At 58.6% G+C, this 13,713-nt stretch carries 13 protein-coding genes; 7 read left to right on the top strand and 6 right to left on the bottom strand.

Features of this window, described 5'->3' with window-relative positions:
* Positions 1-222: 222 nt before the first annotated feature.
* Entirely contained in the window at positions 223-906 is a 684-nt protein-coding gene (locus A0U87_RS06605) for a CDP-alcohol phosphatidyltransferase family protein (protein WP_004209612.1), read from the top strand.
* A gap of 183 nt (positions 907-1,089) precedes the next feature.
* Here A0U87_RS06605 and A0U87_RS06600 read toward each other — a convergent pair whose 3' ends face one another.
* The gene (locus A0U87_RS06600) at positions 1,090-1,983 is read right to left on the bottom strand and encodes an SDR family oxidoreductase (RefSeq protein ID WP_004209610.1); all 894 of its coding nucleotides are present in this window, start codon (positions 1,981-1,983) and stop codon (positions 1,090-1,092) included.
* Between the two features lie 394 nt (positions 1,984-2,377).
* On the opposite strand from A0U87_RS06600, the gene A0U87_RS06595 reads away from it, so the two are divergent.
* Both A0U87_RS06595 and A0U87_RS06590 read left to right on the top strand, forming a co-directional pair.
* Entirely contained in the window at positions 2,378-4,069 is a 1,692-nt protein-coding gene (locus A0U87_RS06595) for an FAD/NAD(P)-binding protein (RefSeq protein ID WP_048939278.1), read from the top strand.
* Positions 4,066-4,566 (top strand): DUF1543 domain-containing protein, encoded by a 501-nt coding sequence (locus A0U87_RS06590; protein ID WP_004209607.1) that lies wholly within the window; start codon positions 4,066-4,068, stop codon positions 4,564-4,566. Before A0U87_RS06595 ends, A0U87_RS06590 begins: the two co-directional genes overlap by 4 nt.
* 60 nt (positions 4,567-4,626) lie before the next feature.
* Here A0U87_RS06590 and A0U87_RS26125 read toward each other — a convergent pair whose 3' ends face one another.
* The 3 genes from A0U87_RS26125 to A0U87_RS06580 form a co-directional block, all read right to left on the bottom strand.
* Positions 4,627-4,803, bottom strand: a complete 177-nt coding sequence (locus tag A0U87_RS26125) for a hypothetical protein (RefSeq protein ID WP_004209606.1) — start codon at positions 4,801-4,803, stop codon at positions 4,627-4,629.
* 169 nt (positions 4,804-4,972) lie between these two features.
* The gene (locus A0U87_RS06585; RefSeq protein WP_234415670.1) at positions 4,973-6,190 is read right to left on the bottom strand and encodes a DUF2252 family protein; all 1,218 of its coding nucleotides are present in this window, start codon (positions 6,188-6,190) and stop codon (positions 4,973-4,975) included.
* A 184-nt stretch (positions 6,191-6,374) separates the two neighbouring features.
* Positions 6,375-6,629: a hypothetical protein gene (locus tag A0U87_RS06580; RefSeq protein WP_004209604.1), complete on the bottom strand. Its 255-nt coding sequence runs from the start codon at positions 6,627-6,629 to the stop codon at positions 6,375-6,377.
* Between the two features lie 200 nt (positions 6,630-6,829).
* Between A0U87_RS06580 and A0U87_RS06575 the strand changes: the two genes are divergently transcribed.
* The 4 genes from A0U87_RS06575 to A0U87_RS06560 all read left to right on the top strand — a co-directional run bounded on the left by A0U87_RS06575 (position 6,830) and on the right by A0U87_RS06560 (position 11,804).
* Positions 6,830-7,105, top strand: coding sequence for a PadR family transcriptional regulator (locus A0U87_RS06575; RefSeq protein WP_199909682.1), 276 nt, complete (start codon positions 6,830-6,832; stop codon positions 7,103-7,105).
* Positions 7,106-7,125: 20 nt separating this feature from the next.
* Complete coding sequence (locus tag A0U87_RS06570; protein WP_234415671.1) at positions 7,126-8,280, top strand: hypothetical protein; 1,155 nt, start codon at positions 7,126-7,128, stop codon at positions 8,278-8,280.
* Between the two features lie 177 nt (positions 8,281-8,457).
* Positions 8,458-10,167 carry a ubiquinone-dependent pyruvate dehydrogenase gene (locus A0U87_RS06565; RefSeq protein WP_004209601.1) on the top strand — a complete coding sequence of 570 codons (1,710 nt, stop codon included), beginning with the start codon at positions 8,458-8,460 and terminating at the stop codon, positions 10,165-10,167.
* Positions 10,164-11,804: an FMN-binding glutamate synthase family protein gene (locus tag A0U87_RS06560; protein ID WP_137405298.1), complete on the top strand. Its 1,641-nt coding sequence runs from the start codon at positions 10,164-10,166 to the stop codon at positions 11,802-11,804. Before A0U87_RS06565 ends, A0U87_RS06560 begins: the two co-directional genes overlap by 4 nt.
* Positions 11,805-12,674: 870 nt before the next feature.
* Here the strand turns inward: A0U87_RS06560 and A0U87_RS06555 are convergent.
* Positions 12,675-12,821 carry a lmo0937 family membrane protein gene (locus A0U87_RS06555; RefSeq protein WP_004209597.1) on the bottom strand — a complete coding sequence of 49 codons (147 nt, stop codon included), beginning with the start codon at positions 12,819-12,821 and terminating at the stop codon, positions 12,675-12,677.
* A 396-nt stretch (positions 12,822-13,217) separates the two neighbouring features.
* On the bottom strand, positions 13,218-13,703 hold the full coding sequence (locus tag A0U87_RS06545; protein ID WP_004209592.1) for a hypothetical protein: 486 nt from the start codon (positions 13,701-13,703) through the stop codon (positions 13,218-13,220).
* Positions 13,704-13,713: the final 10 nt, after the last annotated feature.

Raw genomic sequence — 13,713 nt, 5'->3', positions numbered from 1 at the left:
ATTCCCAGATAATTTGCCCAAAGGGTCTCGAAGCTAAACCCGAGCGTGATTGCAGTGACGGGTAGATAGCGGACTGTTTCCAATTCTCCCTAAGCAAACTTGAAGAGGCGCTGGGAACAACGGAATCGGTCGCAAGCTGCCATCAGGCATATGCCTTGGAAGTGACGGGAGGTATCGCCATTCTCACATTGCCCAGTGAGGCTCATGGCTTCATAAGGGACTATGACAATTCCCCTAAAGAATTTAGCCGCCCTTTCCCGCATCCAAGAGAATTGGCTTGCCGCGAAAGAGCGGAAATTGCTGAACTGGTTATGCGCTCAAATGCCGCAGTGCGTCACCCCCGATCTCCTGACGGCCTTGGGCATGTTCGGTGCATGTTTGATTTTCATAGGCTATGTGGCAAGCAATCTACACACATCGTGGCTGTCGCTCGCCATTGTTGGTTATGTCGTCCAATGGTTTGGGGATTCAATGGACGGGAGCATCGCTCGCTTTCGCCGCATTGAGCGTCCTTCCTATGGCTATTTCATCGATCATAGTTGCGATGGGCTTGCGACCCTACTCATCCTTGCCGGCATCGGCCTCAGTCCGTTCGTCACCATGGACATCGCGATGGTGGCGCTTGCTGGATATTTGCTGCTCTCGATCCACGCCTATCTTGCTGCGCGCGTGCTGGGAGAGTTCAAGCTGTCATATCTCGCAGCGGGCCCGACCGAATTGAGATTGATGCTTATCGCGCTCACGCTGATGATGATGGTTTTGGGTTCTGGTCCAGGATATTTTGGGCGCCTGTCGGGCTTCGACCTGTTTGTCGGGGCAGCAGGCTTTATTCTTATTCTTCTTTTCGTCATTCAGACCTTGACCACGGGCCGGCGGCTGGCGCGCTCCGAGCGCTGGGAAGGGTGAAAAGCAGCGTCTCAGGGGCGATGGCGGATTGCAGATTTAGAAACCGTAGCATGAACGACGCAAATGGTCGCTTCCCTTCCAGCTGGTTTCCGGCAACGCCCAGGGCAATACATTCCATGAAGGCACGTTCCCGGATATTCACTGCCATAACGGCCCCACAGTGATGCGGGGCCGTTATTTGCATCACGCGATACCGGCGCCTCCCGTCACACCATAGACTTCGCCCGTGATATAACTGCCCTCCTGCGAGGCAAGCAGCACATAAACGGGCGCAATCTCGACTGGCTGACCAGGACGACCGAACTGGCTCTGCCCGCCGAACTGTCTGACCTTTTCCTGCGGCTGCCCCCCGCTGGGCTGCAGCACGGTCCAGAATGGACCGGGCGCCACCACATTGGCGCGGATGCCCTTCTCGATCAGCTGCTTTGCCAGCGCCTTGGTATAGGCGACGATGCCGGCTTTGGTCGTGGCATAGTCCAGGAGAATGGCCGACGGCTCATAGGCTTGCACCGAGGCGGTGGTGATCACGGATGCGCCAGCAGGTAGATGAGGAACCGCCGCCTGCGTGATCCAATGCATGGCATAGAGATTGGTCTTGAGCGTACGGTCGAAATCTTCCGAGCTCACGGCTGTCACATCATCGCGATATTGTTGATGACCAGCATTGATGACGAGGATGTCGAGGCCGCCTAGGCCAGAGAGCGTTTCATCGACAAGTTTGCGGCACCAGCTCTCATCGGTGATGTCGCCCGGTAGCGCCAAGGCCGTGCGCCCTTCAGCCTCGATGAGGGCGACCACTGCCTTTGCGTCAGCTTCTTCACTTGGAAGATAGGAGATGGCGACATCAGCGCCTTCTCGCGCAAAGGCAATGGCTGCAGCCCGGCCGATGCCGCTATCGCCACCGGTAACGAGCGCCTTGCGGCCCTTGAGCTTTCCTGAACCGACATAGCTGTCCTCGCCATGATCAGGCTTTGGATCCATGTTTGCTGCGATGCCGGGAACCGGTTGCGGCTGCTCTGGAAATGGCGGCTTGGGATATTGCGCGCGCGGGTCCTGCATGGTGAGACGCTCTGCCATGTTCGCTCCTTGCTGAGTGGAATGATGGACATTGTCCGGGTTGCCTCCTGAGGCGACAGGGCAATTTACGAGCCGCAAGGGCATCTGGTTCCAGTGAATGAGCTGCGTAGACCGATCGGCGGGAGCAATTGCGATGGCGGCGGCGCGCGCCCTTAAACGATGGTAGAGTTCATATCGGCGCAAGACGCGCATGCTAGACGCATCATCCGTGGTGAAAACGGCGTTCAGCTGAGGCGATCTGTCGTGGCGGAGGGCGGGAGGCCGGGCTTTGAGGTCCTGTTCTGCGAGCTCATACGGTACCGATACCGCGTGGCGCTAACAGGAAAAGAGCTTAATTCGCATCAACTATGGCAGTTGCCATGGCACTCAATGGCGCCACGGGAATTGCACTGACATGGCTACCGCAATCGCTTTCGTCGGCGCAGGTCCGACCACCATCTATACGTTGAACGCGCTGATTGAAGCCCTAGGCAATTTACCAGGCCGGCCTGACGCCAATATCACCATATTTGAACTGCAATCCCAGCCAGGTCTGGGCACCCCATATCGGCCAGGCTGGAATGATCCCGCCATGCTGTCCAACATTGCGAGCGTCGAAATTCCGCCTCTGGCAGAAACGTTGATCGATTGGCTCGGCCGCCAGGATGAAGATCGGCTTCGCGCACTCGGCATTGATCGATCAGGCATCGACGAACGGGCTTTTTACCCGCGGGTAGCGCTCGGCCGGTTCTTTCTCGACCAGTTCACCCAACTGGTCGAGCGCGCCCGGTTGAAGGGGATCGACGTTCATGTCCGCGCGCGAACCAAGGTAGTCGACATTGAAGTTGAAGGAGACAGCCTGAAGCTGATGATCGCCCCAGCCCGCTTGCCCCAGTCAATCGAGTGGTTTGATTATGTCGTCCTGGCGACCGGGCATCAGTGGCCCGAAGAGCCCGAAGTGCGACCCGGCTATTATCTGAGCCCATGGCCGGCAAGCGCACTTCAGCGGATTTCCGCTACAAAGGTTGGGCTGCGCGGAAGCTCACTGACGGCCATTGATGCCGCGGTGGCTCTGGCTGTCGCCCACGGTCAGTTCGAATGCCGGAACGGCGGAGCTCTGACATATCGGTCAAAGCCCGGCCATGAAAAGCTTCAGATAACGATGATGTCGCGCAAGGGCCTGCTTCCGGAAGCTGATTTCTACCATACTATCCCCTACATACCGCTTTCGATCTGCACGGAAGCAGCGATCACAAGCCTGATCGAGGATGGAGAAGGCGATATTCTCCGTCGAGCCTACGCGCTTTTCCGGCAGGAGCTGCAGGAGGCTAACCCGGATTATGCGAAACGCATCATGCTTGCAGACCTCGCGCCCGAACAGTTTTCGGATCGCTATTTTGGAGAGCGCGCCAACGTCGATCCATTTGAGTGGGCAGCGACCAACCTGGCAGAAGCCAAGCGCAACTTCGCCAAGGAAGTCACCGTTCCATGGCGCTATGCCATCTTGCGGATGCATGAGGTGATGGCACTGATCGTTCCGCATCTTGATGAAGATGAACTCGAGCGGTTTGATCGCTTTCTAAAGCCGATATTCATCGACGACTATGCAACAGTGCCACACCTTTCCATCGAACGCCTGATAGCACTACATCGGGCAAAAAAATTGGATGTGAAGGCATTGGGAGAAAATTACAGAATCGATAGTCATCAAGCCGATTCCGGTGTGCATGTGTTGATTGATGGCGAAGATCACCATTATCCTGTGTTCATCGAAGCAACGGGACAGCGTCCACTCAATGTTGACGCATTCCCCTTCCCAACCTTGATCGAACAAGAAATCGTCCAAAATGCCGCAGACACGCAAGGCTGCAGCGTCAAAGGTGTCGCAATCGACGAGCTCTATCATCCTGTCTCTGACGACCCGGCGGCGCGACGCATATTCTGTCTAAGCCTACCTTTCATTCTTGGTCGCCATCCCTTTGTCCAGGGCATCACCAGCTCCCATGAAATGGGCCTGGTAGTCGGCGCTGAACTGGCTTGTGCGATCGCGATACGCCCATCGCGATCGCCTGTACGGTCCGAGCACCAGCCCGGAGCACCGATATGAAGCTTTTTGCGATATATGTGGGCGGCGAACATCCCAGGGCCCATATCGAAATCCACGATATGCGGTTTGTTGTAGCTGATACGATCACGGACACCCATGCAGCATTGCGGGAGCAATGGTGGGGGACGCCAGGCACGCTGCACATAGACTGCTGGGCCGAGATCGATCATGCCGATGGCTACAATGTCACTTTACGCCCAGAGCGATGGACGGGCGCCGAGAGGCTATATTATGTCAATCTGGGAGGGTATGACCCGACGGACTTCGCGGAGCAGCATCGCAACATGTTCGTCGTGGCAACCAGCCTGTCGCGGGCGAAGGCAAAGGCGATCGAGGCCGTGGCTGGATGGAAGGACGCCCATCGTGACGACATGTATGAGGCGGAGCAGGCTTTCGCGCTCGACACGATGGTCGGAGAGCAGTTCCACATCCATTTGACACCGAGCCTGCCAGCCCGCCCGTTGAAATTCAAATGCAGCTACAAACCGCTAAAATAGAGGCACTCCAATGAAAATCGCCGCCCCGGACCGGAGCGGCGATTTTTGCTTGGAGGACCGTCAGTCGCCGGTGCCGGGCTTGTCGGTCTTGGGTAGCTTGCCATCTTCCACCCGGCCTTCGTTGCGAAGGTCGCGGCCTTCCTGGGCCTTCTTCTGACTTTCAGGCGATTTGCCATGCTCGAAAGCTTCTTCCTTAATGTAACCGGCGGCTTCCTTGGCCTTGCCTTCAATGCTCATGATACTCTCCAATCTGCTCGAGACAAATATTGTCCCGCCAGAAGGACAATCCCTAGCCAAGAGGGGCGTTCCCGGTCGCAGCTGTCGCTTTAATCTCAATCAGTGTGATTTTACCGAGCGCAGTCGGCACGTCCGCACGGCTGAGCATCCTTCCCAGACGAAAGATGTCTCAGCGCGCCAGTGCATAAATGCGACAATGGTCGAGATAGCCTGCTTCATGTCGCGCCGCCAAGGCAACTACGGCCCGCCACAACCAGGATGGGGCGTCCATGCCGTTCGATCGGCCGTTGCGCAAAGTCGTGAGCCATGCGCGGCGTGTCGCTTTGTCCATTTGTCGTGCATGGGCTTTTCCCACAACGAAGGCGAGATATCGCGCGGCTTTTAGGGCCTCGCCCCGAGAAAATTGTTCTGCCTCGATCTTGAGGTCTTGCGGCATCAGTTCGCGAACGAAGATCGAATGTCCAAGCATCCTTGCTGTGGCCATGCGCTCGCCCAGATGCGGAGACAAGGCGCGTGCTGCTGCCAGCACGCGTTCAGCAGGATCATCCGGCATGCAGGCTCCGGACGCGATCGGCGCGACAGGTTGAACAGCTTCCTTGAGATCGACCAGCGCATGATCGGTGCGCTTTTTTCCTTCCAAGGTGACGACCGCGGCAAACCGCAGAAGGCCAAGCGAACTGCAACCCTTCATCCAATAGGCAGCGTCCGCCATGACAGGTGCGCGTTCTTTCCCGCGATGATCGAGAGACAGGATCATCGCGCTGACAGGCGGATGGATCACGACATCGCGCAGGGCCGCATATTCCTTTTCATCGAGCGGCCAAAATCGCTTGCCAAGAGGAATACAGGGTTCAATCGCCTCCAGCCGCTCTTTGGCCAGATGACGCCATTTGCGGTTGAGAGCACGGCGGCGAACCGTGCGCACCGCATCAGGTTCCTGCTGGGCCTCCCGCTCGTCCTGGTCCGGGTGGGAAAAGGCTTCGGCGTAGCCCGCAATCATCTCTTCCAGCATGCGAGCGGTGATGACGCCTGGAAGATCGGAACCGCGCGCCGCAGTCGCAAGTGACAGGCCAAGGCGGATAAGATCGTGTGCGGGATTGCCAATGACCGCCTGATCAAGATCGCGTATCTGGATTGCGACATTGCCGTCGCTATCCGCTAACGGACCAAGATTGCCAAGATGGCAGTCCCCGCAGATCCAGATCGCGGGCCCTTCCGGGACGATCCGGGCAAGCCTGCTATCTTCCAGCCATTCGTAGAAACGTGCCGTGTTGCCCCACACATAAGCATGGGCCGACCGTGCCATTTTGAGGTCGCGACGGGCATGGAGATAGGGAACACGTTCTGCAGGCGCGAATGGCTTCATGGAGACATGAACGAGCAACAATTTGTGCCGTTCCGTTAGCTTTCGCCATGGGCTTTTCAAGCTGGGCCAGTAACTGGCCTAGGGGCTGCGGCATGCAAGGCTGTAACATGCCGTGCTGCACAAAATGATGGATCGGATGGAGCTTTGGCCACGCTCTCCGAAAGCGTGGTCAGCAGCAGCGGCAGATCTTTTGCGAGGCCTGTGATCAGCAGCCCGACTTGCGCGCGAAGGCGAGGAGCGTCTCTGCGACAATCATGCGCGCGTCACCTTCTATTGCCAGGCTTTTCGGGTCGAGGCTGTGATCCAGTTCACAATTGAGGTGCGCTTGGGCAGCGCCTTCCAGATCGAGGGACAATCCCTGCAGTCGTGCCATGTTGATAGCGAATTCAAGCGTGGTCTGCGCCAGCTTGGTGGTGGCGACGGATTGCAGTCTGAGCGCGTAAGCTTCTTCTTCCGTCATGCCTTTTCCTGCTCAGGTTGTGCGAAAAGCCTGTCATCAATTCCGTGTGCGGAACTTAGTGGGACGATCGGCAATCGGTCAATCTCGAGCAACATTTTGGCGCGCTTCCATGCTCATTCCGACTGAAGCTTGACAATAAATCGATATAGGTAGATCTATCGATCATGCCTCGAACACGTTCCTTGTCCTCTCGCGCCCGGATGGTGCTTGCCATCCTGCTCGATGCCGATGGCCAATGGTCGCACGGATATGAATTGGCGCGCCGCGCTGATGTGAAATCCGGCACACTCTATCCGCTCCTCATCCGCCTGGAAGCTCAGGGACATCTGGAAGCAGAATGGCAGCAGCCAGTTGAAGCTGGCCGCCCGCCACGGCACGCTTATCGGTTGACGGCGAGCGGTGTGCAGCTTGCCCGCGCCAATCCTCCCGGTCATCCGGTCACAACTGCCGTGCGCAGCCGGCAGGCAACCATATGAGCATAAGGCTTCGTCGCCGCTTGATCGATCTGGCCTGTCGTGCGCTGCAAGCTACGCTGCCCACGCCTTTGCAGCGATGGGGATGGGCGATCCGTTGCGAAGCCGCTGCCATCCCGGATGACAGCAAGGCTCTCTTATTCACGCTCGGCAGCCTATGTGGGCTCATGCCGCGTGCGGTCGCATCCCGCCTGCTGACCATCTTCGCCTCGCCTGTTGGTGACCATGTTTCCCGTCCGGAAGGATCGACCATCATGCATATCGTCAACGCCGCTACACGTCGTCCCCGTGCGCTGGGCATCGTCTGTCTGACCAGCGCTGTCCTGCTCGGCACTGCCTATATGGCGATCGCCGGCGCGCCGATGCGCTATCTTGGGGTGAACCTGGGCGCCTTGATCATCGGCTTGACTCTGCTGCTGCTGCTGGAACGCGCGGCCCGATCGGGGCAAGGTTGGACGGACGGGGCAAACCTCATGATGGCAGGCGCATTGTTGGCAACAGCTCTTTTCGGCTCCCAAGCCGATGGAATAGCGCGCTGGGTTTATTGGGGCGGATTGGCGATGCAGCCAAGTCTGATCCTCTTGCCGACAATGCTCGTCGCATTTTCGCGTTTTCGAAACGTCCCCGCGACTGTCAGCATCGTCGCGGCTGCGGTCGCAATGGCGCTTCAGCCCGATCGCGCGATGGCGGCGATGCTCGTGATCTGCCTAACCGCGCTTGCAGTCATGCGCCCCGATCGACATGTGTGCACCGCACTTGCTGCCAGCGCCGCGAGCTTTGCGGCAACGCTGATCCGTGCCGACAGACTGCCCGCAATACCCTATGTCGATCAGATTCTCTATTCATCGTTCGACCTTCATGCCGTTGCGGGACTGGCGGTATTGGGCGGCTTGATGCTGCTCGTCGTCCCTTCCGTCATTGGTTGGCGCCGGGCTGCCGAGAGCCGCGCAATCTATGTCGCTTTCGGCGCCGTCTGGTTCGCCGCGATCCTGGCGGCTGCCCTGGGCAATTATCCGACGCCGGTTGTGGGTTATGGCGGCAGCGCCATCATCGGCTATGCGCTAAGCCTGCTGGCGCTGCCAAAATTCTCCAGTGCCAATGCCCTGGCTACTGCCCCCAAGTGCGGCGCTATCGATGAGATGCCCACGGACGGCCCGTTGAGCGTCGCGCTTGCCTGATGGCGTGCGGCGCTTCTATCGGCTCGCAGCTGATGAGGGGCAGCCCGTTGTAACGGCAAGAGGTGCCAGGCGGCCACCAGACGGCCGCGCGCCGTTCAACATAACTCATTTGTAACGGAACATGGGTGCCGCTCGCCGCTTACCCCTGCATCTCAAGATGCTATCGGGGAACAGTTCATGACCACAGTGGCGCAGGTAATCGTGGAAACGCTCGCGGCAGCCGGGGCTAGGCGCTGCTACGGCGTCCCGGGCGACACCCTCAACCATGTGACTGACGCCATCCGCGAAAGCGATATTCGCTGGGTCCATGTGCGCCACGAGGAGGCGGGCGGATTTGCAGCGGGGGCAGACTCGATGCTGACCGGCGAATTGGCGCTGTGCGCGGGCTCCTGCGGCCCCGGCAGTCTCCACTTCATCAATGGCCTGTTCGAATCCCACCGCAATCGCGCGCCCGTGGTCCTGATTGCCAGCCAGATCGTTCGCGATGAGCTGGGCTTCGACTTCCCACAGGAGGTCGACTTCCGGTCCATCTACCAGAGCTGCAGCGTATTCTGCGAAGAAATCAGGACGCCCGCACAGGCGCGGCGCAAGACCGCGATGGCAGCCCAGGCCGCTCTGGCGAAGAAAGGGGTGGCGGTACTGATCGTACCTGCGGATGTCTCGAGCGCCAAGGCCCCCGACGAGCCACCCTTTGCGGTTCATCCCGCCCGTCCGCTCATACGCCCGACCGATGCGGATATCGACCGCATCGCCGCTGAGATCGCCAAGGGCAAGAAGATCGCCATCTACGGTGGATCGGGTTGCGAGGGCGCCCATGATCAGATCATTGCCTTGGCGCACGCGCTCCAGGCACCGGTCGCCCATACCTCGCGCGCCAAGGATTTCCTGGAGCATGACAATGCTTTCAATGTCGGGATGACCGGCATATTCGGCGGTGAGGCGGGCTATCATGCGCTGATGGCCTGCGACACGCTGCTGCTGCTGGGCTGCGATTTTGCCTGGCGGCAATTTTATCCCGAAAAGGCAACCATCATCCAGGTCGACATAGATGGTAGCCATCTGGGACGACGCCATCCTGTCGACCTTGGCGTCGTGGGCGATGTTGCTGCGACGATCGAAGCGCTGCTGCCACGCATAGCATCGCGCAGCGAACGCGCGTTTCTCGACGAATGCCTTGCGCATCGTGCCCGAACGGTTGAGGATCAGGCCAAGCATGCGACCATCGGCAAAGGTGGGGCAATTCATCCCCAATATCTCACCGAGATGATTTCACGGCATGCGCCCGCCGATAGCATCTACACCGCCGATGGTGGATCGCCGATGGTATGGTGCCTGCGCCATGTCGCGGCCACCGGGCGCAATCGCACCGTTATCAGCCTGAGCCATGGCACCATGGCCAATGCCATGCCTCAGGCCTTGGGAGCCAAGGCGGCGTTCCCCGACCGAACCGTGATATCCTTGTCGGGCGATGGCGGCATCGCCATGCTGTTGGGCGACTTGCTGACCGCAGTGCAGGAGAAGCTGCCGATCAAGGTCGCGGTGTTCAACAATGGCGCACTCGATTTCGTCGAAATCGAGCAGAAGGTTGAAGGGCTGCTGGAGGCCTATACCGACCTCGTCAATCCTGATTTCGCGCGCGTGGCCGAGGCAATGGGGCTATGGGGCCGGCGCGTTGAACAAGCCGACCAGCTTGAAGGGGCCGTAACGGACTGGCTCGCCGCGCCCGGACCGGCTCTGCTTGATGTGGTCACGGATCGGTTCGAACTCGTCATGCCGCCCAAGGTCGAAGTGGGGCAAGTCGCGGGCATGGCGCTCTATTCGGCCAAGGCGGTGCTCAACGGACGCGGTCGCGATGTGGTCGGGCTGATCCGAAATCTTCTCTCGTGAGCGAGAGACCCAATCTGGTCGCGGCATTGACGCGCGACCGTCCGCTGTCCCGAAACCTGCTGCTGCTGATCGGGCTCGTCGGCACGATTGGAACGCTGGCCATTGGCCGGCATCATCGCCATGCGCTGTGGCTGTTGCTTGTGCTCGCGCCGATTCTGGTCCTGGCGTTGACCGATCTGTTCCAGTCGCATCATAGCCTGCGTCGAAACTATCCCGCCTCCGCCCGCTTCCGCTGGTTCTTCGAATGGTTGCGTCCCTTTGCCAGGGCCTATTTCGTCGAAAGTGATCTGGATGGGCGACCTTATAGCCATGATGAACGGGCGCTCGTCTACGCCCGCGCCAAGGGCGAGGCGGATGCCCATCCATTCGGCACCGAACTCGACGTCTATTCCGACGAATATGAGTGGCTTGCCCATTCGATCGCCTCCTCCCGCAACGCCCCGAGGGAAACACGGGTCCATGTCGGCACGGATCAATGCAGTCGGCCTTATCAGGCGGCGCGCCTCAATATTTCGGCCATGAGCTTCGGCGCACTCGGCAGCAATGCTATCGAGGCGCTCAATCTTGGCGCAAAGATCGGTGCTTTCTATCACGACACCGGAGAAGGCGGCCTGTCGCCCTATCATCTCAAACATGGCGGTGACATCGTCTGGGAAATAGGGTCGGGCTATTTTGGCTGCCGAGACCGACAAGGCCAGTTTGATCCAAGCCATTTTGCTGATCGGGCCGCCCATGACGCGGTGAAGATGACGGAGATCAAGCTGAGCCAGGGCGCCAAGCCCGGTCATGGCGGACTATTGCCAGCGGCCAAGGTAACGCGCGAAATCGCCGAAACCCGCGACGTGCCCATGGGCGAGGACTGCCTGTCGCCCGCTGGGCACAGCGCCTTTTCCACGCCGATCCAGCTTGTCGAATTTGCTGGAAGGATGCGCGAACTTTCGGGCGGCAAACCGGTCGGGATCAAACTGTGCGTGGGCTACCCCCATGAACTTTTCGCCGTCGTGAAGGCGATGATCGAGACCGGCATCCTGATCGACTTCATCGTGATTGACGGCGCCGAGGGCGGTACCGGAGCTGCTCCCACCGAATTGTCTGACCGGGTCGGCATGCCGCTGCGGGAGGGGCTGATGCTTGCGCGCAACGCACTTGTCGGCACAAATCTCAAGGGGAAGATCAGACTGGCGGCGTCGGGCAAGGTCAGTTCGGGTGCGGGGATCGCGATGAATGCGGCTCTGGGCGCAGACTGGTGCAATGCGGCGCGAGCCTTCATGTTTTCGCTCGGCTGCGTTCAGTCCATGCGCTGCCATACCGACACCTGTCCGACCGGCGTGGCGACGCAGTCACCGGCCCGTCAGAGAGGCCTGGTGATTCCCGAGAAGGCAGAACGTGTCGCCCGGTTCCAGCAATCCACCCTGTCGGCCCTGCATGACATCGTCGTCGCATGCGGCCTCAATTCCCCTGACGAGTTTACGCCGGACGGATTGCGCCAGCGGATCAGCGCCGTTGAGATGCGTTCCTTCGATGAACTCTATCCATTCGTTGAGCCTGGGGAACTGCTCGAAGGCGCTCGCGATCCGCGTCTTGCGCGCTGGTGGGCACAGGCTGATGCAACCTCGTTCAAGAGGCAAATAGCCTGATCGATGGTAGGCAAGCCCGGCTCGGTCTGACCTTGGATTGCGCTCACCCGAAAGCATTCGCCCGCGGCTGCACGAGCCACTATTTCCGGTGTCTCGCGCTGATCGCCGACGGATTAAAGATATCCGCGAACGCCGAGAAAGAAGCGAAGTCTGGCAAAAGCCAGCCTATTCAACCGGGAGGGCTTTCCACAAGCTGGGTAGACTGAGCAATACGTCAGCGCACAAATGTCGGTTTAGAGAGCGCAGAAGACGACCCAGCAGCCTATCGATCGCCATCTTTTTCAAACTGAGTAATCGACTCATGGCTGCGGAGGGAGCCATTGAAAATTGGAGTATATTCTTTGTCTTGCAACCGCATGGACACTGGATTGTTATGAAGAAAATATCTGGAAAAAGAAGGTAGGCATGCCACACAAGGATTTTCAAGTGAGGAAAGCTGATAACGGATTGGCGAATATTGCGAAATCCGATCCTGCGCAAGACCTTGACCGTGCAGCTGAGAAATCATGCGCTACCTCGAAGCCCTCGCGCCGAATTCTGACACTCCCGTTCGCGACGAATTAGCAACAGAGCGGCCTGTCCAGGTTCCGCACGCAGACATGATGCGGCATGATCCGGCCATCGAAATGCCGGCAGCACGCTGACGGGATAGCTACTATCTCTCGAGGTGGTAGACATTTCTTTAGAAACGACGATGCAGAGAAATGGTAGCTCGGCGTCACCGTGGCTTAAACTTTCCGATCGACCAGAGAATGTTAGTGATCAGAAATCCCGCCTTTGATGAACATTGAAGGGCATGGGTTACTCGCGCCTAGCCCCCCAACATTCCGCTGGTTCACATCGCTAATTTTGGGCGCCCGGTTTTTCCTATCAGGCCCGTCTTCCGGTCACGAACTGATAGACCAGAACGATTACGGCCAGAACCAGGAGTAGATGGATCAGGCCACCGCCGACCGGAATGACGAACGCGCCCAGAACCCAGAGAACGAGAAGGACTAGGAGAATTGTCCACAACATAGAGGCGTTCCTTTTTCATCGAGTAGAAACTGTCCAAATATAAATCATCTCAGCCCACGCGCGAACAGGAGAGCCGTTAGCAGAATGGCGCCACCCATGGCGACATGTTGGCCGGTTGAAGATCGGGACGAAATATTGTCGTCCGACCGCTGCAGTTCTTCGGCGTCCGCCAAAATGGCCAGGTGCGGCAATGGAGAGGGTGGCGCCTCAACGAAGTGCATTAAGGGGGAAAATTGCATCAGGCCGGTCTCCTCGACACAATGAACGCTCAAAGATCTGAAATGGTCCAATCCGTTAGCAAACTTCGTAACGGTGAAGGATGTCAGGCTACAGACAGATGATGTGCCGATTTGCTCTGGTCTCTTGGCATTGCACGTTGCGGTGAGGAGCCGCCTTTTACGGTGAATATATTCTGCTGCCGGTGACCGGATCATATTCGGGCGGCGGCAGGCTGCTGATTCGATCCAGCATGCTCTGACTTGGCGAGACGCAACAAATATCCCAGATCTGCCCGACAGGATAAGCGCCTACCGCGAGGAAATCCCGACTCTGCTTGACTGCGCGGTGGCCGGTTCCGGCCGGCAGCATCAGCGCATCGCCGGCCGCCACCGCAATTTCAAATCCGGCCGAACCTCCAAGTGCGAGAGTGGCATGACCCGAGGCCATTCCAAGCACTTCATGCGCAGTCGAGTGATAATGATCATAATCATAGATCTTGTCACGCCACTCAGGTAGCCAGCCATGGCTCGCAAATCGCGCCTCGAAGGCCTTGGCCAGATCCGTCCTCTCGCTTGGCTCGACTCCGAGGTACAGCCCGACCGGGATGGCAGAATTATTGGGCACCCAACCATCACGCGAGAAAAGGATCGACTTAAAGATCATGCCTTTTCCT

This window comes from Sphingobium sp. MP9-4, assembly GCF_005281675.1.
Lineage (GTDB): Bacteria > Pseudomonadota > Alphaproteobacteria > Sphingomonadales > Sphingomonadaceae > Sphingobium > Sphingobium yanoikuyae.
The sequence above is the reverse complement of the archived record's forward strand: the minus strand, read 5'-3'. Positions and strand labels throughout refer to the sequence as shown.

What these genes read in the sequence shown, in the direction of transcription:
- A0U87_RS06605 (WP_004209612.1), top strand. Translation starts at nt 223, where the DNA reads ATGACAATTCCCCTAAAGAATTTAGCCGCCCTTTCCCGCATCCAAGAG.
- A0U87_RS06600 (WP_004209610.1), bottom strand. Translation starts at nt 1,983, where the DNA reads ATGGCAGAGCGTCTCACCATGCAGGACCCGCGCGCGCAATATCCCAAG.
- A0U87_RS06595 (WP_048939278.1), top strand. Translation starts at nt 2,378, where the DNA reads ATGGCTACCGCAATCGCTTTCGTCGGCGCAGGTCCGACCACCATCTAT.
- A0U87_RS06590 (WP_004209607.1), top strand. Translation starts at nt 4,066, where the DNA reads ATGAAGCTTTTTGCGATATATGTGGGCGGCGAACATCCCAGGGCCCAT.
- A0U87_RS26125 (WP_004209606.1), bottom strand. Translation starts at nt 4,803, where the DNA reads ATGAGCATTGAAGGCAAGGCCAAGGAAGCCGCCGGTTACATTAAGGAA.
- A0U87_RS06580 (WP_004209604.1), bottom strand. Translation starts at nt 6,629, where the DNA reads ATGACGGAAGAAGAAGCTTACGCGCTCAGACTGCAATCCGTCGCCACC.
- A0U87_RS06575 (WP_199909682.1), top strand. Translation starts at nt 6,830, where the DNA reads ATGGTGCTTGCCATCCTGCTCGATGCCGATGGCCAATGGTCGCACGGA.
- A0U87_RS06565 (WP_004209601.1), top strand. Translation starts at nt 8,458, where the DNA reads ATGACCACAGTGGCGCAGGTAATCGTGGAAACGCTCGCGGCAGCCGGG.
- A0U87_RS06555 (WP_004209597.1), bottom strand. Translation starts at nt 12,821, where the DNA reads ATGTTGTGGACAATTCTCCTAGTCCTTCTCGTTCTCTGGGTTCTGGGC.
- A0U87_RS06545 (WP_004209592.1), bottom strand. Translation starts at nt 13,703, where the DNA reads ATGATCTTTAAGTCGATCCTTTTCTCGCGTGATGGTTGGGTGCCCAAT.